The sequence below is a fragment of the Paenibacillus spongiae genome (assembly GCF_024734895.1).
Taxonomy (GTDB): Bacteria; Bacillota; Bacilli; order Paenibacillales; family Paenibacillaceae; genus Paenibacillus_Z; species Paenibacillus_Z spongiae.
On the sequence record NZ_CP091430.1, the window covers coordinates 2,557,760 to 2,577,806 of the forward strand.

Sequence of the window (20,047 nt, forward strand, 5' to 3'; positions counted from 1 at the left end):
GACGGGACTTCTCTCCATCTGCTCTTGCGCTTAAGAAGTACCCTATGAATGAAGCAGCGCATTTTCGCGTTTTTATAGATGATTAGCGTTATAAAAGTTGTCCATCAGAGGTGAAGAGAATGAAGCAAAGAGTCGTTGTTACAGGCATGGGGGTCATGACTTCGCTTGGCTCCGAGATCGACCAGTTTTGGGGCAACTTGATGGAAGGTAAATCAGGTGTGTCTCATATCGAGGCGTTCGATGTATCGGAATACCCGACGCAAATCGCCGCAGAGATCAAAAATTTCAATCTAGAGGATTACGGTATCGACAAGAAAGAAGCGCGCCGTATGGACCGTTTCGTTCAGTTTGCCGCCGTGGCAAGTCTTGCAGCCGTCAAGGATGCTAAGCTGGAAATCGGGACTAACGTCGACGCTGAACGTGTCGGCGTCATGATCGGTTCGGGAATCGGCGGGTTAGGTACGTGGGAGGACCAGCATAATCTATTGCTCGATAGAGGTCCCAAGCGGGTTAGCCCGTTCTTTATTCCGATGATGATCGCGAACATGGGCTCCGGCCAGGTATCGATGCTGACGGGCGCCAAAGGCCCGAACAGCACGGCGGTGACGGCTTGTGCGACCGGAACGCATTCCATCGGCGATTCCTACAAAATGATTCAACGCGGCGATGCCGACGTGATGATCTGCGGTGGAGCGGAGGCGACGATTCGCCCTACGGGACTTGCCGGCTTCTGCGCGATGCGCGCGATGTCGACGCGTAACGACGCCCCGGAGAAAGCAAGCCGTCCGTACGATATCGACCGGGATGGCTTCGTCATGGGCGAAGGCTCCGGCGTTCTTATTCTTGAATCGCTTGAGCATGCGCAGCAGCGCGGCGCCCATATCTATGCCGAGGTAATCGGCTATGGAATGAGCGGAGACGCCTATCATATGACCGATCCGGATCCGGACGGCGCAGCGCGCTGTATGTCGAAGGCATTGAAGGACGCAGGTCTTGAGCCGACAGATATCGATTATATTAACGCGCATGGCACTTCGACCGGAATCGGCGACAAATCGGAGACGTCCGCGATCAAGAAGACGTTCGGCGATCATGCCTATAAGCTTGCCGTCAGCTCGACCAAATCGATGACGGGCCATCTGCTGGGCGCAGCCGGCGGCGTAGAAGGCGTCATTATCGGACTAACCCTTCAGAATGGCATCATTCCGCCTACGATCAACTTGGACAATCAAGATCCGGAATGCGATCTGGACTACGTACCGAACAAGGCACGGCCAAGCGATGTTCGCATCGCGCTGTCCAATTCGTTCGGCTTCGGCGGTCACAACGCAACGATCGTGATGAAGAAATATGAAGCATGAACGGTTTGAGGAGCTTCAGCAGCGACTGCAGCTTCGCTTCCGAAAGCCGCGGCTGCTCCGGCAAGCGTTCACTCACACCTCCTATGTGAATGAACACCGGCAGAGCAATGCCGAGCATAACGAACGGCTTGAATTTCTCGGCGATGCCGTTCTTCAACTGACGGTTTCGGAGTATCTGTACCGTTCATTCCCTGAACGGCCGGAAGGCCAGCTGACCCGCATGCGGGCGTCTATCGTCTGCGAGCCGTCGCTGGCGCGTTTCGCCGAGATCATCGATCTTGGCGCGCATGTATTGCTGGGCCGGGGGGAAGAGCAGCTGGGAGGCCGGCAGCGTCAAGCGCTGCTGGCCGACCTCTTCGAATCCTTCGTCGGCGCGATCTATTTGGATCAGGGGCTGGAAGCCGTTCGCGCTTTTCTGGGATTGCACATGTTCCCGCATATCGATAGCGACGGCGGATTGCTCGTCAAGGATTTCAAATCGACTCTGCAAGAACGCGCTCAGCACAATAATCTCGGCGCGATTGAATATCGGATTGCGGAGGAACGCGGTCCGGCTCATGACAGGGAATTTGTGGCGGAAGTTCAAATCGGCGATCAGCTTTACGGGACGGGAGTCGGCCGGACGAAGAAGGAAGCGGAGCAGCAAGCAGCTGCCGAAGCATGGCGCAAGTTGTTGGACGAGCGCGGAAGAAATTAAGGATGAATCCTGGGATGCGGTTTGCAGACCGGGATTTTTTGTGTCAAAAGCAGCAGCTGCGAATCAAGCGGGCGCAAGGGGGAGAAAGCTGTATAACGCTGTCGCATCAAGGGGTTTGAGAGATTTCGACATGTCCTTTTCAGTTAAGTATGGTACAATAAGCGTTGAGGTGAAGGTTAATTTATGTTCCTGAAAAGGATTGAACTTGCAGGTTTTAAATCTTTCGCCGATAAGACGGAGCTGGAATTCGTCCGTGGAATTACGGCGGTCGTCGGTCCGAACGGCAGTGGAAAGAGTAATATCAGCGACAGCATCCGCTGGGTGCTGGGCGAGCAGAGCGCCAAGAGCCTGCGCGGCGGGAAGATGGAGGATATCATTTTCGCCGGCAGTGACGGGCGCAAGGCAGTTAATATCGGCGAAGTGTCGCTGACGCTGGATAACAGCGATAACGCTCTTCCGTTAGAGTATAACGAGGTCACGGTTACGAGACGCGTGCACCGGAACGGCGACAGTGAATATATGATCAATAAGCAGCCGTGCAGGCTGAGAGATATTACGGAATTGTTCATGGATACGGGCATCGGGAAAGAGGCTTATTCGATTATTGGACAAGGCCGGATTGAAGAGATCTTAAGCACGCGGTCAGAGGACCGCCGCGGCATCTTCGAGGAAGCCTCCGGCATTGTGAAATACAAGTCCCGCAAGCGCGAAGCGCAGAAGAAGCTGGAAGAGACGGAACAGAATTTGGTCCGGATTCACGACTTGGTATCGGAGCTGGAAGACCAGGTCGAGCCGCTGCGGGTGCAGTCGGAAAAGGCTATTCATTTTAAGCAGCTGAAGGAACGGCTGAAGACGTCGGAAATCTCGATGTACGTGCATAATATTCAGACGGTGCACGCTTCCTGGACGGAAGCCAGCGCGAAGCTGAAGAAGCTCAATGAGGAGCAGCTGTCCCTCACAACCGTCGTCAGCAAGCATGACGCCCTGTTGGAGAAGGACCGTTTGAAGCTTAAGGAGCTCGAAGAGTCGCTGGACCGCCTTCACGAAGCGATGCTGCAATACAGTGAAGAGTATGAGAAGTGCGAAGGATACGGCGAAGTTCTGAAGGAACGCAAGCGCAATCTGGAGCAGAACCGCGCCCAGCTGGAGGCATCGCTGGCGGCGCAGACGGAACGGATAACCGGTCTAGCCAAAGAAGAAGCGGAATTCCGCGTTAAAGCGGCCAACCTGGAAGGCGAATTGACCAAGCTTCGGGACCGCCTGATCCAGGAGGAGGCCCAATTGCTCGGGACGACGGCCTCGGTGTCCGGCGATGCCGTGGAATCGCTGAAGAGCGAGCTTCTTGATGTGTTGAGCGCAATGGCGCAGCTGCGCAATGAAATCAGGTATGCCAGCCAGCAGGAAGAAGCTTTGCAGAAGCGGATCGAGCGGCTTGGCGACGAGCAGACCAAGTGGCGTGAGCAGCATGAGAAGCTGGGCGCAAGGCGCAGCGAGCTGCAGGAGCGGCTGAACAAGACATTGGACGCGATTGCTGCGGTGCGAAACAAATACATAAACGAAGGGGAACAGCAGCAGACAGGCCACAAGCTGCTGGAGGAAGCCCAAGCCGCTGCCCGCAAGTGGGAGCAGAAGCTGGAGGCGCTTCGTTCCCGCCGCGACACGATGAAAGAAATGCAGGATGATCTGGACGGGTTTATGCAGGGGGTCCGCGAGGTGCTGAAGGCGTCACGCCGTTCGTCAGGCGGGCTGGAAGGCGTTCACGGCGCCGTGGCAGAGCTTGTCCGCGTACCGGAACGGCTGGAGCTGGCAATCGAAACTGCGCTGGGGGGAGCGCTTCAGCATATCGTCATGAATGATGAGCGAAGCGCCCGAACCGCCATTGCGTTTCTGAAGCAGCGCCAGCTCGGACGCGCAACGTTCCTGCCGCTGGATGTCATTCGCGGACGGAGCATACCCGAGCATGACCGGCGCATGATCGCGACCGTCGAAGGGTTCGTCGGGATTGCGGCCGAGCTGGTGTCGAGCGAATCCAAGTACAGCTCGATCGTCGAGAATCTGCTTGGCAACGTGCTGATCTCGGAGAATCTGGAGCAGGCGAACCGGATCGCAGCGAAATGTCACTACCGGTTCCGGATCGTCACGCTGGAAGGCGATGTCGTGAATGCGGGCGGATCGATGACGGGGGGCAGCATTCAGAAGAAGGGTGCGAATCTGCTGGGAAGGAATCGCCAAATCGAGCAGCTGGACGGCGATATCAAATCGACCGAAGGCCAGCTCGTGACGCTGCGCGACAGGATCGGCGATCTCCGCAAGGAGCAGTCGATCCGAAGCCAGAATATCGACGATCTCCGCAATCAGGGCGAACAATACCGGATCGAGGAGCAGCACATCCGCGCGGAGCTGCAGCAGCTCGATAATGAGCGGAGGCATCTTGAAGAACAGAAGCAGCTGTACGAGCTGGACCATGAAGGCCAACGGGCGGAGCGCGAACAGCTGAAGCTCTCGGCGGCAGATGCGGCGAAGCGGCTGGAAGAGAAGACCTTCGAGGAAGCGAAGCTGCAGGAAGCGATACGCAGCGCTGAAGACTACCGGAAAGCAAGCGAAACGGCAAAGGAGCAGCTTCAGGAGCAGTTAACGGACCTGAAGATCGCCGTCGCCAAGACCGATCAGGAGAAGCAATCGTTCGAGGATCAGGCCTCCCGCGTCCGCTCCGATGTCGGACGTGCCAAGCAGGAGCTGGCCGGCTTGCGTGATTTGCTGGCGAGGCAGGAGGAAGAAGCCGATTCGCACGCGGAAGAAAGCATAAGACAGATCGAACAGCTCAACCAGCTGCGTCTGAAGAAGTCGACCTGCTCCGAGCAGACGGATCTGAAGCGCTCGGAGCGCGCGGATATGACCCGCGATCTGGAGCTTGGCGAGAACGAAACGAAGGAGCAGCGTGCGCAGCTGCGCGCCGTCGAAGACCAGCTCCGGCAGACCGAAATCGCCTCAAACCGTCTTGATGTGGAGCTGGACAACCTGCTTCGCAAGCTGAGCGAGGAATATGAGCTGAGTTTCGAGCTGGCCAGGGAACGCTACCCGGTTCCGGAGGACGTTATCGCCACGCAGAACGAGGTCCGCGATTTGAAGCGCAGCATCTCTTCTTTGGGCGAGGTCAACCTTGGCGCAATCGATGAATACGAGCGGGTGAAGGAACGGTATACCTTCCTGAGCGAGCAGAAGGACGATCTGATTGATGCGAAGACGACGCTCTATCAGGTTATACGCGAGATGGACGACGAGATGTCGAGGCGCTTCCGAACCACCTTCGAGTCGATTCGCGGCCACTTCGCCATCGTATTCGCCAAGCTGTTCGGGGGCGGGCGCGCCGATCTCGTGATGGTCGAGCCCGACCGCGTGCTGGAGAGCGGGATCGATATCGTTGCGCAGCCACCGGGCAAGAAGCTGCAGAATCTTCAGCTGCTGTCCGGCGGAGAACGCGCGCTGACTGCGATTGCCTTATTATTTGCCATTCTGCAGGTGAAGCCGGTCCCATTCTGCGTGCTCGACGAGGTAGAGGCGGCGCTCGATGAAGCGAACGTCGCACGGTTCGCCCAATATCTCCGGGAGTTTTCCGAACTTACGCAGTTCATTGTCGTCACGCACCGCAAGGGCACAATGGAAGAAGCAGATGTGCTGTACGGCGTTACGATGGAAGAAGGCGGCGTCTCCAAGCTCGTATCCGTACGGCTTGAGGAGGAAGATCAGGTTTCCGCATAAGCGCTGCTTATGGCAATCGCAATATACAATGAAGCCGGTGACGGGCTGCTTGGCGCTCGCTTTCCGGCTTTTGCCAATAAAGAGATGGAGGGATAACGCTTGAGTTTCTTCAAGAAGTTAAAGGAAAGCATTTCGCAGAAGACCGAAGCGGTTACGAATATTTTCAAGGAAGGGTTGACCAAGACCCGGACGGCGTTCGTCGAGAAGGTCGAGGAGCTGATTACGCGCCGCAAAAAAATCGACGAAGCCTTCTTCGAGGAGCTGGAAGAGATTCTGATTGGCGCCGATGTCGGCGTCAATACGGTCATGGAGCTCATCGACGAGCTGCGCGCGGAAGTGAAGAAGCGCAAGATCGAGAGCGCATCGGAGCTGCAACCGATTCTCTCCGAGAAGCTGGTCGGGTTATTGAAGGGAGAAGGGGACAAGAAGCTCCGTATGGCGGACAATGGTATGACGGTCATTCTCTTCGTCGGGGTGAACGGCGTAGGGAAGACGACGACGATCGGGAAGCTTGCCCACAAATTCAAAAGCGAAGGCAAGAAGGTTATGCTGGCGGCAGGGGACACGTTCCGGGCGGGAGCCGTCGAGCAGCTTGAGGTATGGGGCCAGCGGGTAGGCGTCGATGTCATTAAGCAAGGGTCGGGCGCTGATCCGGCGGCTGTCATGTACGATGCCGTCCAAGCGGCCAAGCAGCGGAATGTCGATGTGCTTCTTTGCGATACGGCTGGCCGCCTGCAGAACAAGTCGAACCTGATGGAAGAGCTGAACAAGATCTTCCGGGTCATTCAGCGCGAAGTGCCGAACGCTCCGCATGAGGTGCTGCTGGTGCTTGATGCCACGACAGGCCAGAACGCGCTCAGCCAGGCGAAGCTGTTCGGCGAGAAGAGCGGCGTGACCGGCCTTGTGCTGACCAAGCTGGACGGAACCGCGAAGGGCGGTATCGTCATCGCGATCCGCAATGAGCTGAACTTGCCGGTTAAATTCGTCGGTCTCGGCGAAAAGATGGACGACCTGCAGGAATTCGATTCCGAGCAGTTTGTCCATGCGCTGTTCGCGGGCCTCATTCAATCCGCTGAAGCTTCCGAAGCGGCTGAACAATAGCTTGTTTTTGGTGACAAGGGAAATCACTTGACAGGGGATATCCGCTGAGCTATTATAGACGAAGTGGTTAAGGTGTAAAGGAATTTCCCTTGACGGTAGGGGGTTGCACGGTGACAGCCTATGAATCCGATGCCCTGGCGAAGACGAACCGAATCAACATGCTGTTCGATTTCTACGAGGCGCTGCTTACAGAGAAGCAGCGGACGTTCTTTAAATATTATTTTCACGACGACTATTCCCTTGGCGAAATAGCCGCTGAATTCGAGGTTAGCCGGCAGGCGGTATACGAGCATATCAAACGGGCGGATTCCATGCTCGAAGGCTATGAAGCCAAGCTCGGGCTGCTGGCGAAGCATGAGGCGACGGCCAAGTGGCTCAGAGAGCTTGAGATATGCGCGTCATCGGCCGGCACCGAGGCGTTCGCCCGGAAGCTAAGCGAGATCGCGCAGGGACTGCGGGATCTGGAAGCGATCGGCTTCCGGGCGGAGCCGGAGTCCGATATAAGCAAATAGGATTGAGTTTCATAGGAGGTGACGGTCATGGCGTTTGAAGGATTGACAAACAGGCTGCAGAGCGTATTCGGCAAGCTGAGAGGCAAAGGCAAGGTGTCGGAGGAAGACGTTAACGAAGCGATGCGCGAGGTTCGGCTTGCATTGCTGGAGGCCGACGTCAACTTTAAAGTCGTTAAGGAATTCATCGCCAAGGTGAAAGAGCGTGCGGTTGGCCTGGAAGTGATGAAGAGCTTTACTCCGGGCATGGTCATCATCGATATCGTCAATAAAGAGCTGACGGAGCTGATGGGCGGCACGCAGAGCAAGCTTGCCAAGTCGAACAAGCCTCCGACCGTTATTCTGATGGCAGGCCTGCAGGGCGCAGGTAAGACAACATCTTCCGGCAAGCTTGCCAAGATGCTCCTCAAAAGCAATAATCGTCCGCTCCTCGTCGCATGCGATATCTATCGCCCTGCTGCAATCAAGCAGCTGCAGGTGCTTGGGGAACAGATCGGCGTCCCAGTCTTCTCGTTAGGCGATCAAACCTCGCCGGTTGACATCGCGCGCAGCGGTCTCCAGCATGCGAAGGATAACGGCAATGATTACGTCATTATTGATACGGCCGGACGTCTTCATATCGACGAAGCACTTATGGATGAGCTGCGGCAAATTCATGAAGCGACCAAGCCGGACGAAGTGCTGCTTGTCGTCGATGCAATGACCGGACAAGAGGCCGTCAACGTGGCGGAAAGCTTCCACAGCCAGCTGGAGCTGACGGGTGTCGTCCTGACCAAGCTGGACGGCGACACGCGCGGCGGCGCCGCGCTATCGGTCAAAGCCGTAACCGGCTGTCCGATCAAATTCGCCGCAACCGGCGAGAAGATCGAACCGCTGGAGCCGTTCCATCCGGAGCGGATGGCTTCCCGTATTCTCGGCATGGGCGATATGCTCTCGCTGATTGAGAAGGCGCAGTCGAACATCGACGCTGACAAGGCGGCCGAGATGGAACGCAAGATGCGCAACGCGGAATTTACATTCGAGGATTTCCTCGAGCAGATGGAGCAGGTGCGCAAGCTTGGCCCAATCGATCAGCTCATGGATATGCTGCCGGGTATGGGCAAGATGAAAGATATGAAGAATATGAAGGTGGACGACAAGCAGATCTTCCGGGTCGAAGCCATCGTGAAGTCGATGACCAAGGATGAGAAGCGGAAGCCTGAAATCATAAACTACAGCCGGCGCAAACGGATTGCCACAGGCAGCGGAACCTCCATTGCGGAAGTAAACCGGCTCATCAAGCAGTTTGACGATATGCGCAAGATGATGAAGCAGTTCTCTTCCATGATGGGTCCCAAGGGTCCGAAAGGCGGTATGAAGGGCTTGAAGGGCATGCTCGGCAAAGGGAAGAAATTCCCGTTCTAAGCCCGGAGGGCAGCTTCGCATTAATTGAAGGAGGTGAATTATCATGGCAGTACGTATTCGTTTGAAACGGATGGGTGCACACAAAGCGCCGTTCTACCGCGTTGTTGTATCCGACTCCCGTTCCCCGCGTGACGGTCGGTTCATCGAGGAAATCGGCACTTATAACCCGGTTGCACAACCGGCTCTAGTGAATATCGATGAAGAGAAAGCATTGAAATGGCTTCAAAATGGAGCTCAAGCTTCCGACACTGTTCGCAACCTGCTCTCCAAAGCAGGCATCATGACGAAGTTCCATGAACTGAAGCTTCAGAAATAATCATTTCTTTAGCGGAGGGCCTTGAGATGAAAGATTTGATTCTTGTCATAGCGAAGGCTTTAGTGGATCACCCCGAAGATGTGCGCGTCGACGTGAAAGAAGACGATCGCGGCACCGTTTACCAGCTTACCGTTCACCAGACCGATGTCGGCAAAGTGATCGGCAAGCAGGGTCGGATTGCGAAAGCGCTCCGGACGGTCGTCACTTCGGCGGCTGTTAAATCGGATAAACGCGTCATGGTCGACATTATTTCGTAGCGATCGTACATCGAAGCAGGGCTAGGATATCGTTGTCCTAGCCCTTTTTCGATGGAAGAAAAGCATATATGAAGGGGGTAAATCATAGATGGAGCAAGGGTGGCTTAAAGTAGGCAAGGTGGTCAATACGCATGGAATCCGCGGCGAGCTGAAGGTCGTGTCGCAGACGGATTTTCCCGATGAGCGCTTCGCGGCCGGGAGCCTGCTTATACTTGAGAATCCGGAGCAGAAGCAGCAGCTCGAAGTGGAAGTGCAGAGCGCGCGCGAACACAAAAATATGTTTATTGTGAAGTTCAAAGGATACGACAACATTAATGATGTCGAGAAGTATAAGGGCTGGATGCTCAAGGTCTCGAAGGATAACCGGTCCGATCTGGACGACGGGGAGTATTATTACTTCGAAATTATCGGCTGCCGCGCAATAACGGAAGACGGCGAGGAGCTAGGGACGATAACAGAAATATTAAGTCCCGGCGCGAACGATGTCTGGGTTGTAGAAGCGAAGAAAGGCAAGCAGGTGCTTCTTCCCGTTATTGATGAAGTCGTGCTGCAGGTGGATGTCAAGGAAAAGGTTGTTACGGTCCGCTTGATGGAAGGGCTGATCTGACCGATGAGAATCGATGTCCTGACGCTGTTCCCGGAGATGTTCGATGGCGTTTTCCGTTCCAGCATTCTCGGCAAGGCGCGCGATAAAGGAATTGTTCGGCTGAATGCGGTTAATTTTCGCGAATATGCGAATAATAAGCATAATACGGTCGACGACTATCCCTATGGAGGCGGCGGCGGGATGGTGCTCAAGCCTGAGCCGTTGTTTGCCGCGGTGGAGGATCTGGTGCCGCAAGACGGGCCCCCTCCCAGGGTCATTCTGATGTGTCCGCAAGGCGAGACGTACAGTCAGCGCAAAGCGGAAGAGCTTGCCCGCGAGGAGCATCTCGTGTTTCTGTGCGGACACTATGAAGGCTATGACGAGCGGATTCGTGAGTACCTCGTCACGGACGAGCTGTCGATCGGCGATTATGTACTAACCGGCGGGGAGCTGCCTGCCATGACCGTCATCGACAGCGTCGTCCGGCTGCTGCCCGGCGTGCTTGGCAATGAAACGTCGGCTATCACCGACTCGTTCAGCACGGGATTGCTGGAGCATCCCCAATATACCCGTCCGGCTGTATTTCGCGGCTGGGAGGTGCCGGAGGTGCTCATGTCCGGTCATCATGCCCACGTAGCGGCCTGGCGGCGAGAGCAGTCTCTGCTGCGGACATGGAACCGCCGCCGGGACCTGCTGGAGTCGGCTGAGCTTACGGATAAAGAGCGGGCTTGGCTGGCGCAGATGAAGGCCCAAACGAAGTCTCCATCGACAACCGAGTAAGACGTTTGCTGGAATATAAATAACTAGCAATTAAAGATTGTATTTTGCCTCTCAATGTGGTAAAATTTCTGGTGTTGCTTTTGTAAAGTCGGGCGGTCCGCTATACGATGTTGACCCGGTTCAATAGGGATCCGGAGAGTTGATATGAACGCCTGTGTGGAAGGAGTGAGTCAAAGATGAATTTACTTCAAACGATTGCTCAGGAACAGCTTCGCACCGATTTGCCGAACTTCCGTCCTGGGGATACGCTCAAGGTACACGTTAAAGTTATCGAGGGTTCCCGTGAACGGATTCAGCTTTTCGAAGGCGTTGTGATCAAGCGTCGCGGCGGTGGCATCAGCGAAACTTTTACGGTTCGTAAGATTTCGTACGGTGTTGGCGTGGAAAGAACTTTCCCGCTGCATTCGCCTAAGCTGGAGAAGATTGAAGTGGCTCGCCGCGGTAAAGTCCGTCGCGCTAAACTGTACTATCTTCGTAATCTGCGCGGTAAGGCTGCTAGAATTAAAGAGATTCGCTAATGAACGACAGGAGGGGCTTGCGCAAACAAGTCCCTTTTCGTTTTTTATACGGTTTCTTTTCATACGGTATAGAAAAGGGTGGATTTAATGGATCAACAAGGTCGGAAGGACGAACCGAAGAATGGCTCGGAACTGACGCAGGAGACCGATCCGCAAACGGAAGCCGGTGAATTGTCCGAGAAGGCCGCAGGACCAGCCAAACAGGGCGGCAGCAAAGCGCAGAAAGAGGTTTTCGAATGGGTGAAGGCGCTCGCGATTGCGGGACTGCTCGTGTTTGTCATTCGCTGGTTTCTGTTTGCTCCGTTCATTGTCGACGGCCCCTCGATGGAGCCTAACTTTTATACGGACGAGCGTCTGATCGTGAATAAACTGATCTACGACTTCCGGGCCCCGAAGCGCGGCGAGGTCGTTGTCTTTGAAGTGCCGGAGGAAGGACGCGATTTCATTAAACGGGTTATTGGCGTTCCAGGCGATAAAGTGAAATATGAAGGGGATAATTTGTACATAAACGGCAAGAAGGTCGAAGAGCCTTATTTGAAGGAATCGATCGAGGCGGCCAAAGCGCGAGGCGAAATTTTCAACAGCGGCGGCTATGACAAAGATTTCCCGAACGCGAAGGTGCAATCGGATGTCGTGCCTGAAGGTACCATCCTCGCCTTCGGCGATAACCGCCAGAACAGCCGCGATGGCAGGGATATCGGTTACGTGTCGTTCGATCGGATTATCGGACGGGCGGACGTTATCTTCTGGCCGCTCGATCAGGTCAAATTGGTCAAACACGGATGAGGTGGGCAGCAGCATGAGCATTCAATGGTTTCCTGGTCATATGACCAGAGCAAGGCGGCAAATTCAGGAGAAGCTGAAGCTGATCGATCTGGCGATCGAACTGCTGGATGCCCGGATTCCGCTTTCAAGCCGAAACCCGATGGTTGATGAAATTTTGCTCGATAAGCCGAGGCTTATCGTATTGAATAAGGCGGATTTGGCGGATGCCAAAACAACCGAACAATGGATGGCGGACTTCAAGGCTGAAGGACATGCCAGCATTGCCGTGGATTCCTCCACCGGTACGAAGGTGAATGAAATTCCCGTTATGGCCAAACAGATTCTGCACGAGAAAATTGAACGGCAGATTGCCAAAGGGATGAATCCGCGGGCGATCCGGGCACTTATCGTCGGGATTCCGAATGTCGGCAAATCCACGCTCATTAACAGGCTTGCAGGCCGCAGTATTGCCGAAACCGGCGACCGTCCTGGCGTAACGAAGGGGCAGCAGTGGATCAAGGTTGGCAAAGAAATGGAGCTTCTGGACACGCCGGGCATTCTATGGCCGAAATTCGAGGATCAGCTGGTCGGTTACCGCCTTGCGATGACAGGGGCAATTCGGGAACAGATTCTTAACGTGGAGGATATCGCATTCTTCGCGGTCAAAGAGCTGGTGAAACGTTATTGGGCGGCGCTTGCCGAGCGGTTTGACTTGGACAAGCCGCCCAGCGATCCGGACGATTCGGATGAAATCGTGCGCGTGATGGAAGAGATCGGGCGCAAGCGCGGCTGTCTGGTCAGCGGGGGGCGCGTGGACCTGGAGAAGGCATCGGGCATCATTCTGCGCGAACTGCGGGCAGGCAAGCTGGGTCGGATTACGTTAGAGACCCCTGACATGATGTAGTCGTCAAGGAAGCAAGTGGTTGCTAGTGACCGCGGGGAATGGGGGAGACGCGGAATGCTAACGTACGAAAGGCCGTTATGGGAACAGGGCTGCCGCCGGATCGCCGGCATTGATGAGGTCGGCCGCGGCTGCCTGTTTGGTGATGTGGTGGCGGCTGCCGTCATTTTGCCGGAAGGGCTGAAGATCGAGGGCATCAATGATTCGAAGAAGCTGTCGGAGAAGAAGCGCGAACAGCTCTATGAGGTGATCCTGTCCGAGGCGGCAGCATGGTCCGTGGCAAGGGTGGACGCGCGGAAGGTCGATGAAATCAATATTAAGCAGGCCGCCCGGCTCGCCATGAAGCAGGCTGTCATGAAGTTGGACTTGGAGCCTGACTACTTGCTGGTCGATGCGGAGAAGGTAGAGTGTGAAATTCCTCAGCTTGCCATTATTAAGGGCGATGCGCTGAGCCAGTCTATCGCAGCGGCTTCGATCATAGCCAAAGTGACCCGGGACCGTCTGTGTACAGGGGAATGGGACGTCCTGTATCCTGCATATGGCATTGCGATACATAAAGGATATGCGACCAAGCTGCATCGGGAGAAGCTGCTCGAATACGGGCCGAGCCCGATGCACCGAAAGTCGTTTCTGGGTAAGCTTCAGTTGGAACAGCTGCAATTATTTTAATTAATAAAAACGTGCAAGATGAAAGGCCGGTTAGTCGGAACTGCGTTGGAGTGAACGCAGAACGGCTTTTCCGGCCTTATTGTTTTTCTTCTAGGAGTATACGACGTAAGAGCGGTGATTTATCATTAACGGAAAATGGGCTGCGGACCGATAATAGAGCTAAAGGGAACGGTACGCTGCGGACAAGGATCATCTGAACGAGCGATTCGAATTGTAACGGTAACAGGGGAAGGAGTGGCGGCGTAATGAATATCGGACAGCTGATGCGCGGCTTGCTCGGGGAAGCGAAGGCATCGGACGGAAAAGCGCTGGAGCTGAAGGTCGGTCAAATCGTTCGAGGCTTGATCGTGCAGATGATGGACAATCAGGAGGCGATCGTTCAAATTAACGGGACGCAGATCCGGGCCAAGCTGGAAACGCTGCTGCAGGCCGGTCAATCGACGCTGCTGCAGGTTCAGCCGCAATTGGCAAACGGGCAGCTCGTCTTGAAGACGGTCGATCAGCAGGCCGCTGCAATGCCGCAGGAACGATTGATGGAATGGTTGAAGGCGCTCGGGCTCCCCGATCAGAAGTGGGCCGGCGATCTCGTCCGTGAGCTTCGGCGCGACGGCATGACCTTGACGCGCGAGCTGAGCAGCCAGTTTCAGCAAGCGTCTGCCGCCAAACCTGCTGGAGCCGATGCGCAGTCCTATATGCAAGCAGCCGCGATTGCGGTGAAAAGGGGGCTGCCGATGACCGAGGCGACCATCGTGGCGCTTCGGCAAGCACTTGCAGGGCCGCCGGCACACGTATTGCTGGATACGCTGGAGCAGGGGCTTACAGCGTGGCGGGGATCGGCCGATGGCGGCGGGGCGCCTGCAGCTGCACAAGCATTAGTGTCGCGTACGCTTACTTTGCTTGCAGAGGGGGCGGCATTCATGCGCAGCGCGGCCGCTCAGAGCGAAGCCTTGCAGACGGGATCCCTGAACCAGAACGCTCCCCAGACGGGTGGAACCGGGGCCGGACAGGGCTTGGCGGCTTCCCAGTCAGCGGCTGTAATATCTTCCCGAGCCGGGACGGCTGGAGGAGCTGCTGCGGCCGCTCAGGCGGCCGTCGCTGCGCTTGGAGCGGCCGCTGAGCTGGCATCCGATAACCCGGCTGCTGCGAACCAAGGAAGCAGGACGGCAGCGGCCGCTGAGCCTGCCCGCTCTTCGGCTGCCCTGCCGGCTAGCTCCGGCGGTGGCACTCAAGCCGCTGCACCGGTCTCAGAGCTTCTGCAGGGAACCTCGGCAGCAGCAAGCTTGTCCGGTGCTTCGACGAACTGGATTAACGGGCTTATGAAATGGCTTGGCGTCGATCACGAGCGGATGCTGGCTCAATCTGTTCTGATCTCCGGATCGCAGGGCGAACAGCCGGGAGATCCGGACAGCGGGAGAACCCAAGCTGCGGAAGGAAGAATACTTGCGCAGCACGCTGCAGGAGGGACAGCCGGAACCGCATCTCATGCTGAGAGGGGTGCCGGGCATGTTCAACAGCAGGGCGAGCGTGCTTTGACGCCCGCGGCAGTAACGCCACCGCTTCCACAGGCCGCTGCGGAGGGCGGCGGCAGTCTGCCTGATTCAGCACCCAAAGGAGCTGCAGAAACGCTAAAGAGCGCGCTCCTGTCGCTAGTCAGCAGTGATAGTTTACCATCGTCTCTAAAGGATACGGCGCAGCAGCTGGTACAGCAAATCACCGGTCAGCAGCTGCTTCTGTCACAGGAACGGACTTCTTCCATGTTCACACATGTCACGATGTTCATTCCGCTGAAAGACCAGGACGGCGCCCAGACCGCATCGGTTCATATTCAAACCCGCCGCGGTAGCAAAGGGGAGCTGGATCCGGATAACTGCAGGCTGCTGTTCGATTTAAATATGAAGACGCTGGGGAGCACGGTTGTCGATGTCCAGGTTGTCGATAAAATCGTCAGCTTGAATTTATGGAATGATCATCCCGCCATGCCTGAACTGATGGATGCGTCCCGGGAGGAAATGACCGAAGCGCTGCGGCAGGCAGGTTATCAGCTTCTTACGCTTCGTACGACTCCGCTGCCCGATCGGACCGATGCGGGCTTGCCCACAGCCCAAACGTTCGGGCCTGGCGCGATACCTGCGGAATGGTCCGCCAAGCCGTATAAAGGAGTCGATTTCCGCGTATGAACCAGCAGCAAGGAAGCTTTGAACAATCATCGAAGGTTATCAATCCGCAGAAGAAGGCCGTTGCGCTTAAGTATGAACCGGGTGAGCAGAACGCGCCAGTCGTCGTCGCCAAAGGCCGCGGCAAACTGGCCGAAGCGATTCTTGAGAAGGCGGAAGAGAATGGCGTTCCTGTACAGCAGGACAGCTCGCTGGTTGAAGTGCTGTCCAAGCTGGACATCGATCAGGAAATACCGCAGGAGCTTTATTTGCTCGTTGCCGAAATATTAAGCTTCGTCTATCGTTCGGATAAGAAGGCGGGTGACGGGGAGACGTGAATGCATCATCTTCATCCGGGAAGCCGGATTTCCGTAGGGCTATAGGCTCGCTTGGCGAGACCTATGCTGCGGACAGGCTGACAGACGAAGGCTTCGCTATACTTCACCGCAATTGGCGCTGCCGGTCGGGAGAGCTCGATATCGTCGCCGAACATCGGGGCACGCTTGTCTTTATTGAGGTGCGGACACGTACGGCAGGAGGACGCTTCGGGACGGCCGCGGAATCCGTCGATCCGCGCAAGCGGCGGCAGGTCCGCTCGATAGCGGAGATCTATATGCAAGCATTCCAATACCGGCGGATGCCCGCCCGATTCGACGTTATCGCGATTACCATCGAGCGCAAATCCAACGCCATTATCGAATATAAACATCTTCAAGGAGCGTTCTAGAAGACGCTGCTTGCGCATAACCGGCAGTCTGATAAGTTTGCAGCCACGTTTGCCAATCTAATTTGAGATATGTTATCGCATATAAAAATAAGCCGCTTCCTAGCATTTCGCATATTGCGTCTGTGCACAGGAACCGGCTTATATGAGTTGGAATGGAGGGGGTTATTCGTTCGCTGCAATCGTCTGGCGGTCGAGACTGCGATATCCGATAGCCTCGGCAATATGCGGAGCTTCGACGGTATCACGATGCTCAATGTCGGCAATTGTGCGTGCCAGCTTCAGAATCCGGTCATGGGCGCGCAGACTGACGCCAAGCGTATCGAAGGCTTGCCGGAGGAGCTTCTCCGCTCCGGCAGTGAGCGCGACGGCCCGCCTTAAGGAAGCGCCAGCGAGTCCGGAGATATGGCAGCCGTTAAGAATGTATCGGGCTTGCTGCCTCTGATGCGCTTCCTTAACGATCGCGCGCATCTCGGCCGAGTTCAGCCCCGGCTTTAAACCTGCTATTGCGCCTGGACGCGGCACCTCAATGTGCATATCGATTCTGTCCAGCAGCGGGCCGGATATTTTGGCGCGGTATCGGGCGATTTGGGAAGAGCTGCATTGGCAGCGCTGGTCTGGCGTATCATGCCCCAAATACCCGCACATGCAGGGGTTCATCGATGCTGCAAGCAGGAAGTGAGAGGGAAAGCGGAATACGGCTCTGGAACGGGCGATCGTCACCTCGCGATCCTCCAGTGGCTGGCGGAGCACTTCAAGCGCCGCACGCGAAAATTCAGGAAACTCGTCGAGAAACAGTACCCCGCGGTGCGCCAGCGTAACCTCGCCGGGACGGGGAATGGAGCCGCCGCCGATGAGGCCGGCTGGCGAAATGGTATGATGCGGCGTCCGGAAGGGACGTTCCCTCATGAGCGATACGACACCGTAAGGAAGCTTGCCTGCGGCGCTGTATATTTTGGTAACCTGCAGCGCCTCCTCCTCGTCAAGAAGCGACATAATGCCGGGAAGCCGGCGGGCAAGCATCGTTTTTCCGGTGCCGGGAGGGCCCGACAGCAGAACGTTATGGTTTCCGGCTGCTGCGATCAGCAGCGCCCGCTTCGCATGATGCTGTCCGAGCACATCACCGTAATCGCCATGCCCGGAAGATGAGAAGCGCTCGTCGCCCGCATCTCCATGAGCCTCGGAGCCGGGATGATACCGCAAGGATTCCCATGCGGCATCCGATTGATTGCAGGCAGCCAGCTGGTGCAGGTGAGATACGGCGAACAGCTCCATGTTGTCGATGAAAGAAGCTTCCATGGCATTGCCCTTCGGCAGCAGAACGCGCTTCATTCCCGTCAGCTTGGCCTGCTCCACCATGGCCAGTACGCCGGGTATCGACCGGATCTCACCATTCAATGCGAGCTCGCCGAGGATGAGCGTATCTTGAAACGGCCCGGACTGAAGCTGGCTGCTCGCCGTCAGAATGGCCGATGCGATTGCAAGATCAAACGCCGTGCCCTCCTTGCGCAAATCCGCAGGGGCCAGATTAATCGTAATCCGTTCCAGCGGAAACGTGAACCCGCAGTTCTTGACAGCTGCGCGGACCCGTTCCACTGATTCTCTTACCGCCGGATCAGGCAGCCCGACCACGTTCACTTGAGGCAAGCCGCTGGCAATATCGGCTTCGACTGCAATTAATCTTCCTTCGACTCCAAACACACTTCCGCTGTAGAGACGCGTATACAACAAAAAACACCTCCATCGTTATCGGATGAAGGTGCTTCCTCACAGATCCGTTCGGTTAAATAACTAGTGTCATCATAGTACGGCCGTGCGCGCGCTGTCAATGCTTGTTCAGAAACGATTTGATTTCGCGCCGCTGCTGTTCGTCATAAGGCACGAAGCCTTCCAGATAACCGGCTATCGTAAAGAGGCTGCCGTCTCCGTCGACATGCTCCTTAGCGATATTCTGCCCGGAGAGGGCTTCAATCCGTTGAATGATTTCCGTCCGGCAAGTGATAGTCTCGTCGATCAGCTGCTGCTGAGTGAGCTGCTGGGCATAAGGAGCAGCACCGGCATTGAAGGAATCGTAATCGAGGTGCGTACCGACATTATCACGCTCATCAATTTTCGGGCAATATATTTCTAAAGTTTGGATATAATACAAGTTGGCTCGAGGCTGTGTCGATAACAAGGTACAGCTAATACGCTGTAATGAGATGAATTCATTTCATTCAATCTCAAATTGAGATGAAACCCATATCAAAAAGGAAGAAGTAATTCTGCGTAAAAAGTTTCGCAAATATGTTACAATGATATCGGTTTGTGTTCACTTACGTAGGATTTGACTGCGGATAGGAGGATTTTCGTTCATGAATATCCATGAGTATCAAGGCAAAGAAGTGCTCAAGCAGTATGGTGTAGTTGTTCCGGAAGGAAAAGTGGCCTTTACTGTTGATGAAGCGGTTGAGGCAGCTAAACAGCTGGGCACGCAGGTTGTCGTCGTGAAGGCGCAAATTCACGCAGGCGGCCGCGGTAAAGCGGGCGGCGTAAAGGTTGCCAAAAATTTGGACGAGGTTCGCGCATATTCCGAGGAGATTCTCGGTAAAACGCTCGTCACCCACCAAACGGGTCCGGAAGGCAAAGAAGTGAAGCGCCTGCTGATCGAGCAAGGCTGCGACATTAAGAAAGAGTACTATATCGGGATCGTCGTTGACCGCGTAACCGGCCGTGTCGTTATGATGGCCTCGGAAGAGGGCGGCACGGAAATCGAAGAGGTTGCGGCGCATACACCGGAGAAAATTTTCAAAGAAGTGATCGATCCGGTTGCGGGTCTGCTTCCGTTCCAAGCGAGAAAGCTGGCGTTCGCGATCAACATTCCTAACGAGCTGGTCAACAAAGCGGCTAACTTCATGGTTTCCCTCTATACAGCTTTCGTTGAGAAGGATTGCTCCATCGCCGAAATCAACCCGCTCGTCGTTACCGGCGACGGCAATGTGATGGCGCTTGACGCCAAGCTGAACTTCGATTCCAATGCGCTGTACCGCCATAAAGACATTCTGGCGCTGCGCGACCTTGACGAAGAAGACGAAAAAGAAATCCAAGCGTCCAAGTTCGACCTGAGCTACATCGCCCTTGACGGCAATATCGGCTGCATGGTTAACGGAGCCGGCCTGGCGATGGCGACGATGGATATTATCAAATATTACGGCGGCGACCCTGCGAACTTCCTCGATGTAGGGGGCGGCGCTACGAAAGAGAAAGTTACCGAAGCCTTCAAGATCATTTTGTCCGACGAGAAGGTTAAAGGGATTTTCGTTAATATCTTCGGCGGCATTATGCGTTGTGACGTTATTGCCGACGGTGTTATCGCAGCTGCGAAAGAGTTGGGCCTTGATCGTCCGCTCGTCGTACGCCTGGAAGGCACGAATGTTGAGCTCGGCAAGAAGATGCTTAACGAATCCGGATTGAACATCGTGGCCGCTGACTCCATGGCAGACGGTGCACAAAAAATCGTCGCGCTCGTGAAGTAACTTCTTCACATATCAACGAACATACGCTTAGC

The 20,047-nt window shown here is 55.6% G+C and carries 20 protein-coding genes; 19 read left to right on the forward strand and 1 reads right to left on the reverse strand.

Going from position 1 to position 20,047, the window contains the following annotated elements; translation table 11 throughout:
- Positions 1 to 119: 119 nt before the first annotated feature.
- From fabF to L1F29_RS11965, 17 genes are all read left to right on the forward strand, one after another.
- Positions 120 to 1,361, forward strand: coding sequence for a beta-ketoacyl-ACP synthase II (gene fabF / locus L1F29_RS11885; RefSeq protein ID WP_258388519.1), 1,242 nt, complete (start codon positions 120 to 122; stop codon positions 1,359 to 1,361).
- Positions 1,351 to 2,058, forward strand: a complete 708-nt coding sequence (gene rnc / locus L1F29_RS11890) for a ribonuclease III (RefSeq protein WP_258388520.1) — start codon at positions 1,351 to 1,353, stop codon at positions 2,056 to 2,058. The genes fabF and rnc overlap by 11 nt, the downstream gene beginning before the upstream one ends.
- A gap of 183 nt (positions 2,059 to 2,241) precedes the next feature.
- Positions 2,242 to 5,817: a chromosome segregation protein SMC gene (gene smc / locus L1F29_RS11895; RefSeq protein ID WP_258388521.1), complete on the forward strand. Its 3,576-nt coding sequence runs from the start codon at positions 2,242 to 2,244 to the stop codon at positions 5,815 to 5,817.
- A 99-nt stretch (positions 5,818 to 5,916) separates the two neighbouring features.
- Complete coding sequence (gene ftsY, locus L1F29_RS11900; protein ID WP_258388522.1) at positions 5,917 to 6,918, forward strand: signal recognition particle-docking protein FtsY; 1,002 nt, start codon at positions 5,917 to 5,919, stop codon at positions 6,916 to 6,918.
- 158 nt (positions 6,919 to 7,076) lie between these two features.
- Complete coding sequence (gene ylxM, locus L1F29_RS11905; protein ID WP_373876538.1) at positions 7,077 to 7,430, forward strand: YlxM family DNA-binding protein; 354 nt, start codon at positions 7,077 to 7,079, stop codon at positions 7,428 to 7,430.
- 27 nt (positions 7,431 to 7,457) lie between these two features.
- A complete protein-coding gene (ffh, locus tag L1F29_RS11910; RefSeq protein WP_258388524.1) occupies positions 7,458 to 8,831 on the forward strand; it encodes a signal recognition particle protein in 1,374 nt (457 codons plus the stop codon).
- Between the two features lie 43 nt (positions 8,832 to 8,874).
- Entirely contained in the window at positions 8,875 to 9,147 is a 273-nt protein-coding gene (gene rpsP / locus L1F29_RS11915; RefSeq protein WP_258388525.1) for a 30S ribosomal protein S16, read from the forward strand.
- Between the two features lie 26 nt (positions 9,148 to 9,173).
- Positions 9,174 to 9,404, forward strand: a complete 231-nt coding sequence (locus L1F29_RS11920) for a KH domain-containing protein (protein WP_258388526.1) — start codon at positions 9,174 to 9,176, stop codon at positions 9,402 to 9,404.
- Between the two features lie 88 nt (positions 9,405 to 9,492).
- On the forward strand, positions 9,493 to 10,011 hold the full coding sequence (gene rimM, locus L1F29_RS11925; protein ID WP_258388527.1) for a ribosome maturation factor RimM: 519 nt from the start codon (positions 9,493 to 9,495) through the stop codon (positions 10,009 to 10,011).
- A gap of 3 nt (positions 10,012 to 10,014) precedes the next feature.
- Positions 10,015 to 10,770 carry a tRNA (guanosine(37)-N1)-methyltransferase TrmD gene (gene trmD / locus L1F29_RS11930; RefSeq protein WP_258388528.1) on the forward strand — a complete coding sequence of 252 codons (756 nt, stop codon included), beginning with the start codon at positions 10,015 to 10,017 and terminating at the stop codon, positions 10,768 to 10,770.
- Positions 10,771 to 10,946: 176 nt separating this feature from the next.
- Positions 10,947 to 11,288 (forward strand): 50S ribosomal protein L19, encoded by a 342-nt coding sequence (gene rplS, locus L1F29_RS11935; protein ID WP_258388529.1) that lies wholly within the window; start codon positions 10,947 to 10,949, stop codon positions 11,286 to 11,288.
- Between the two features lie 87 nt (positions 11,289 to 11,375).
- Positions 11,376 to 12,074: a signal peptidase I gene (gene lepB / locus L1F29_RS11940; protein WP_258388530.1), complete on the forward strand. Its 699-nt coding sequence runs from the start codon at positions 11,376 to 11,378 to the stop codon at positions 12,072 to 12,074.
- 13 nt (positions 12,075 to 12,087) lie between these two features.
- Positions 12,088 to 12,957, forward strand: a complete 870-nt coding sequence (ylqF, locus tag L1F29_RS11945; RefSeq protein ID WP_258388531.1) for a ribosome biogenesis GTPase YlqF — start codon at positions 12,088 to 12,090, stop codon at positions 12,955 to 12,957.
- 54 nt (positions 12,958 to 13,011) lie between these two features.
- Positions 13,012 to 13,623, forward strand: a complete 612-nt coding sequence (gene rnhB / locus L1F29_RS11950; protein WP_258388532.1) for a ribonuclease HII — start codon at positions 13,012 to 13,014, stop codon at positions 13,621 to 13,623.
- A gap of 245 nt (positions 13,624 to 13,868) precedes the next feature.
- Entirely contained in the window at positions 13,869 to 15,800 is a 1,932-nt protein-coding gene (locus tag L1F29_RS11955) for a TP0910 N-terminal domain-containing protein (protein WP_258388533.1), read from the forward strand.
- On the forward strand, positions 15,797 to 16,114 hold the full coding sequence (locus tag L1F29_RS11960) for an EscU/YscU/HrcU family type III secretion system export apparatus switch protein (protein WP_258388534.1): 318 nt from the start codon (positions 15,797 to 15,799) through the stop codon (positions 16,112 to 16,114). Before L1F29_RS11955 ends, L1F29_RS11960 begins: the two co-directional genes overlap by 4 nt.
- The gene (locus L1F29_RS11965; RefSeq protein ID WP_258388535.1) at positions 16,111 to 16,503 is read left to right on the forward strand and encodes a YraN family protein; all 393 of its coding nucleotides are present in this window, start codon (positions 16,111 to 16,113) and stop codon (positions 16,501 to 16,503) included. Before L1F29_RS11960 ends, L1F29_RS11965 begins: the two co-directional genes overlap by 4 nt.
- A 162-nt stretch (positions 16,504 to 16,665) precedes the next feature.
- Here L1F29_RS11965 and L1F29_RS11970 read toward each other — a convergent pair whose 3' ends face one another.
- Positions 16,666 to 18,228 carry a YifB family Mg chelatase-like AAA ATPase gene (locus tag L1F29_RS11970; RefSeq protein ID WP_258388536.1) on the reverse strand — a complete coding sequence of 521 codons (1,563 nt, stop codon included), beginning with the start codon at positions 18,226 to 18,228 and terminating at the stop codon, positions 16,666 to 16,668.
- Positions 18,229 to 18,328: 100 nt separating this feature from the next.
- Between L1F29_RS11970 and L1F29_RS11975 the strand changes: the two genes are divergently transcribed.
- Together L1F29_RS11975 and sucC are read left to right on the forward strand one after the other, a co-directional pair.
- Positions 18,329 to 18,631 carry a hypothetical protein gene (locus L1F29_RS11975; protein ID WP_258388537.1) on the forward strand — a complete coding sequence of 101 codons (303 nt, stop codon included), beginning with the start codon at positions 18,329 to 18,331 and terminating at the stop codon, positions 18,629 to 18,631.
- A gap of 223 nt (positions 18,632 to 18,854) precedes the next feature.
- Positions 18,855 to 20,015, forward strand: coding sequence for an ADP-forming succinate--CoA ligase subunit beta (sucC, locus tag L1F29_RS11980; protein ID WP_258388538.1), 1,161 nt, complete (start codon positions 18,855 to 18,857; stop codon positions 20,013 to 20,015).
- Positions 20,016 to 20,047: the final 32 nt, after the last annotated feature.

What these genes read in the sequence shown, in the direction of transcription:
- fabF (WP_258388519.1), top strand. Translation starts at nt 120, where the DNA reads ATGAAGCAAAGAGTCGTTGTTACAGGCATGGGGGTCATGACTTCGCTT.
- rnc (WP_258388520.1), top strand. Translation starts at nt 1,351, where the DNA reads ATGAAGCATGAACGGTTTGAGGAGCTTCAGCAGCGACTGCAGCTTCGC.
- smc (WP_258388521.1), top strand. Translation starts at nt 2,242, where the DNA reads ATGTTCCTGAAAAGGATTGAACTTGCAGGTTTTAAATCTTTCGCCGAT.
- ylxM (WP_373876538.1), top strand. Translation starts at nt 7,077, where the DNA reads ATGCTGTTCGATTTCTACGAGGCGCTGCTTACAGAGAAGCAGCGGACG.
- ffh (WP_258388524.1), top strand. Translation starts at nt 7,458, where the DNA reads ATGGCGTTTGAAGGATTGACAAACAGGCTGCAGAGCGTATTCGGCAAG.
- rpsP (WP_258388525.1), top strand. Translation starts at nt 8,875, where the DNA reads ATGGCAGTACGTATTCGTTTGAAACGGATGGGTGCACACAAAGCGCCG.
- L1F29_RS11920 (WP_258388526.1), top strand. Translation starts at nt 9,174, where the DNA reads ATGAAAGATTTGATTCTTGTCATAGCGAAGGCTTTAGTGGATCACCCC.
- rimM (WP_258388527.1), top strand. Translation starts at nt 9,493, where the DNA reads ATGGAGCAAGGGTGGCTTAAAGTAGGCAAGGTGGTCAATACGCATGGA.
- trmD (WP_258388528.1), top strand. Translation starts at nt 10,015, where the DNA reads ATGAGAATCGATGTCCTGACGCTGTTCCCGGAGATGTTCGATGGCGTT.
- rplS (WP_258388529.1), top strand. Translation starts at nt 10,947, where the DNA reads ATGAATTTACTTCAAACGATTGCTCAGGAACAGCTTCGCACCGATTTG.
- lepB (WP_258388530.1), top strand. Translation starts at nt 11,376, where the DNA reads ATGGATCAACAAGGTCGGAAGGACGAACCGAAGAATGGCTCGGAACTG.
- ylqF (WP_258388531.1), top strand. Translation starts at nt 12,088, where the DNA reads ATGAGCATTCAATGGTTTCCTGGTCATATGACCAGAGCAAGGCGGCAA.
- rnhB (WP_258388532.1), top strand. Translation starts at nt 13,012, where the DNA reads ATGCTAACGTACGAAAGGCCGTTATGGGAACAGGGCTGCCGCCGGATC.
- L1F29_RS11955 (WP_258388533.1), top strand. Translation starts at nt 13,869, where the DNA reads ATGAATATCGGACAGCTGATGCGCGGCTTGCTCGGGGAAGCGAAGGCA.
- L1F29_RS11960 (WP_258388534.1), top strand. Translation starts at nt 15,797, where the DNA reads ATGAACCAGCAGCAAGGAAGCTTTGAACAATCATCGAAGGTTATCAAT.
- L1F29_RS11975 (WP_258388537.1), top strand. Translation starts at nt 18,329, where the DNA reads ATGCTTGTTCAGAAACGATTTGATTTCGCGCCGCTGCTGTTCGTCATA.
- sucC (WP_258388538.1), top strand. Translation starts at nt 18,855, where the DNA reads ATGAATATCCATGAGTATCAAGGCAAAGAAGTGCTCAAGCAGTATGGT.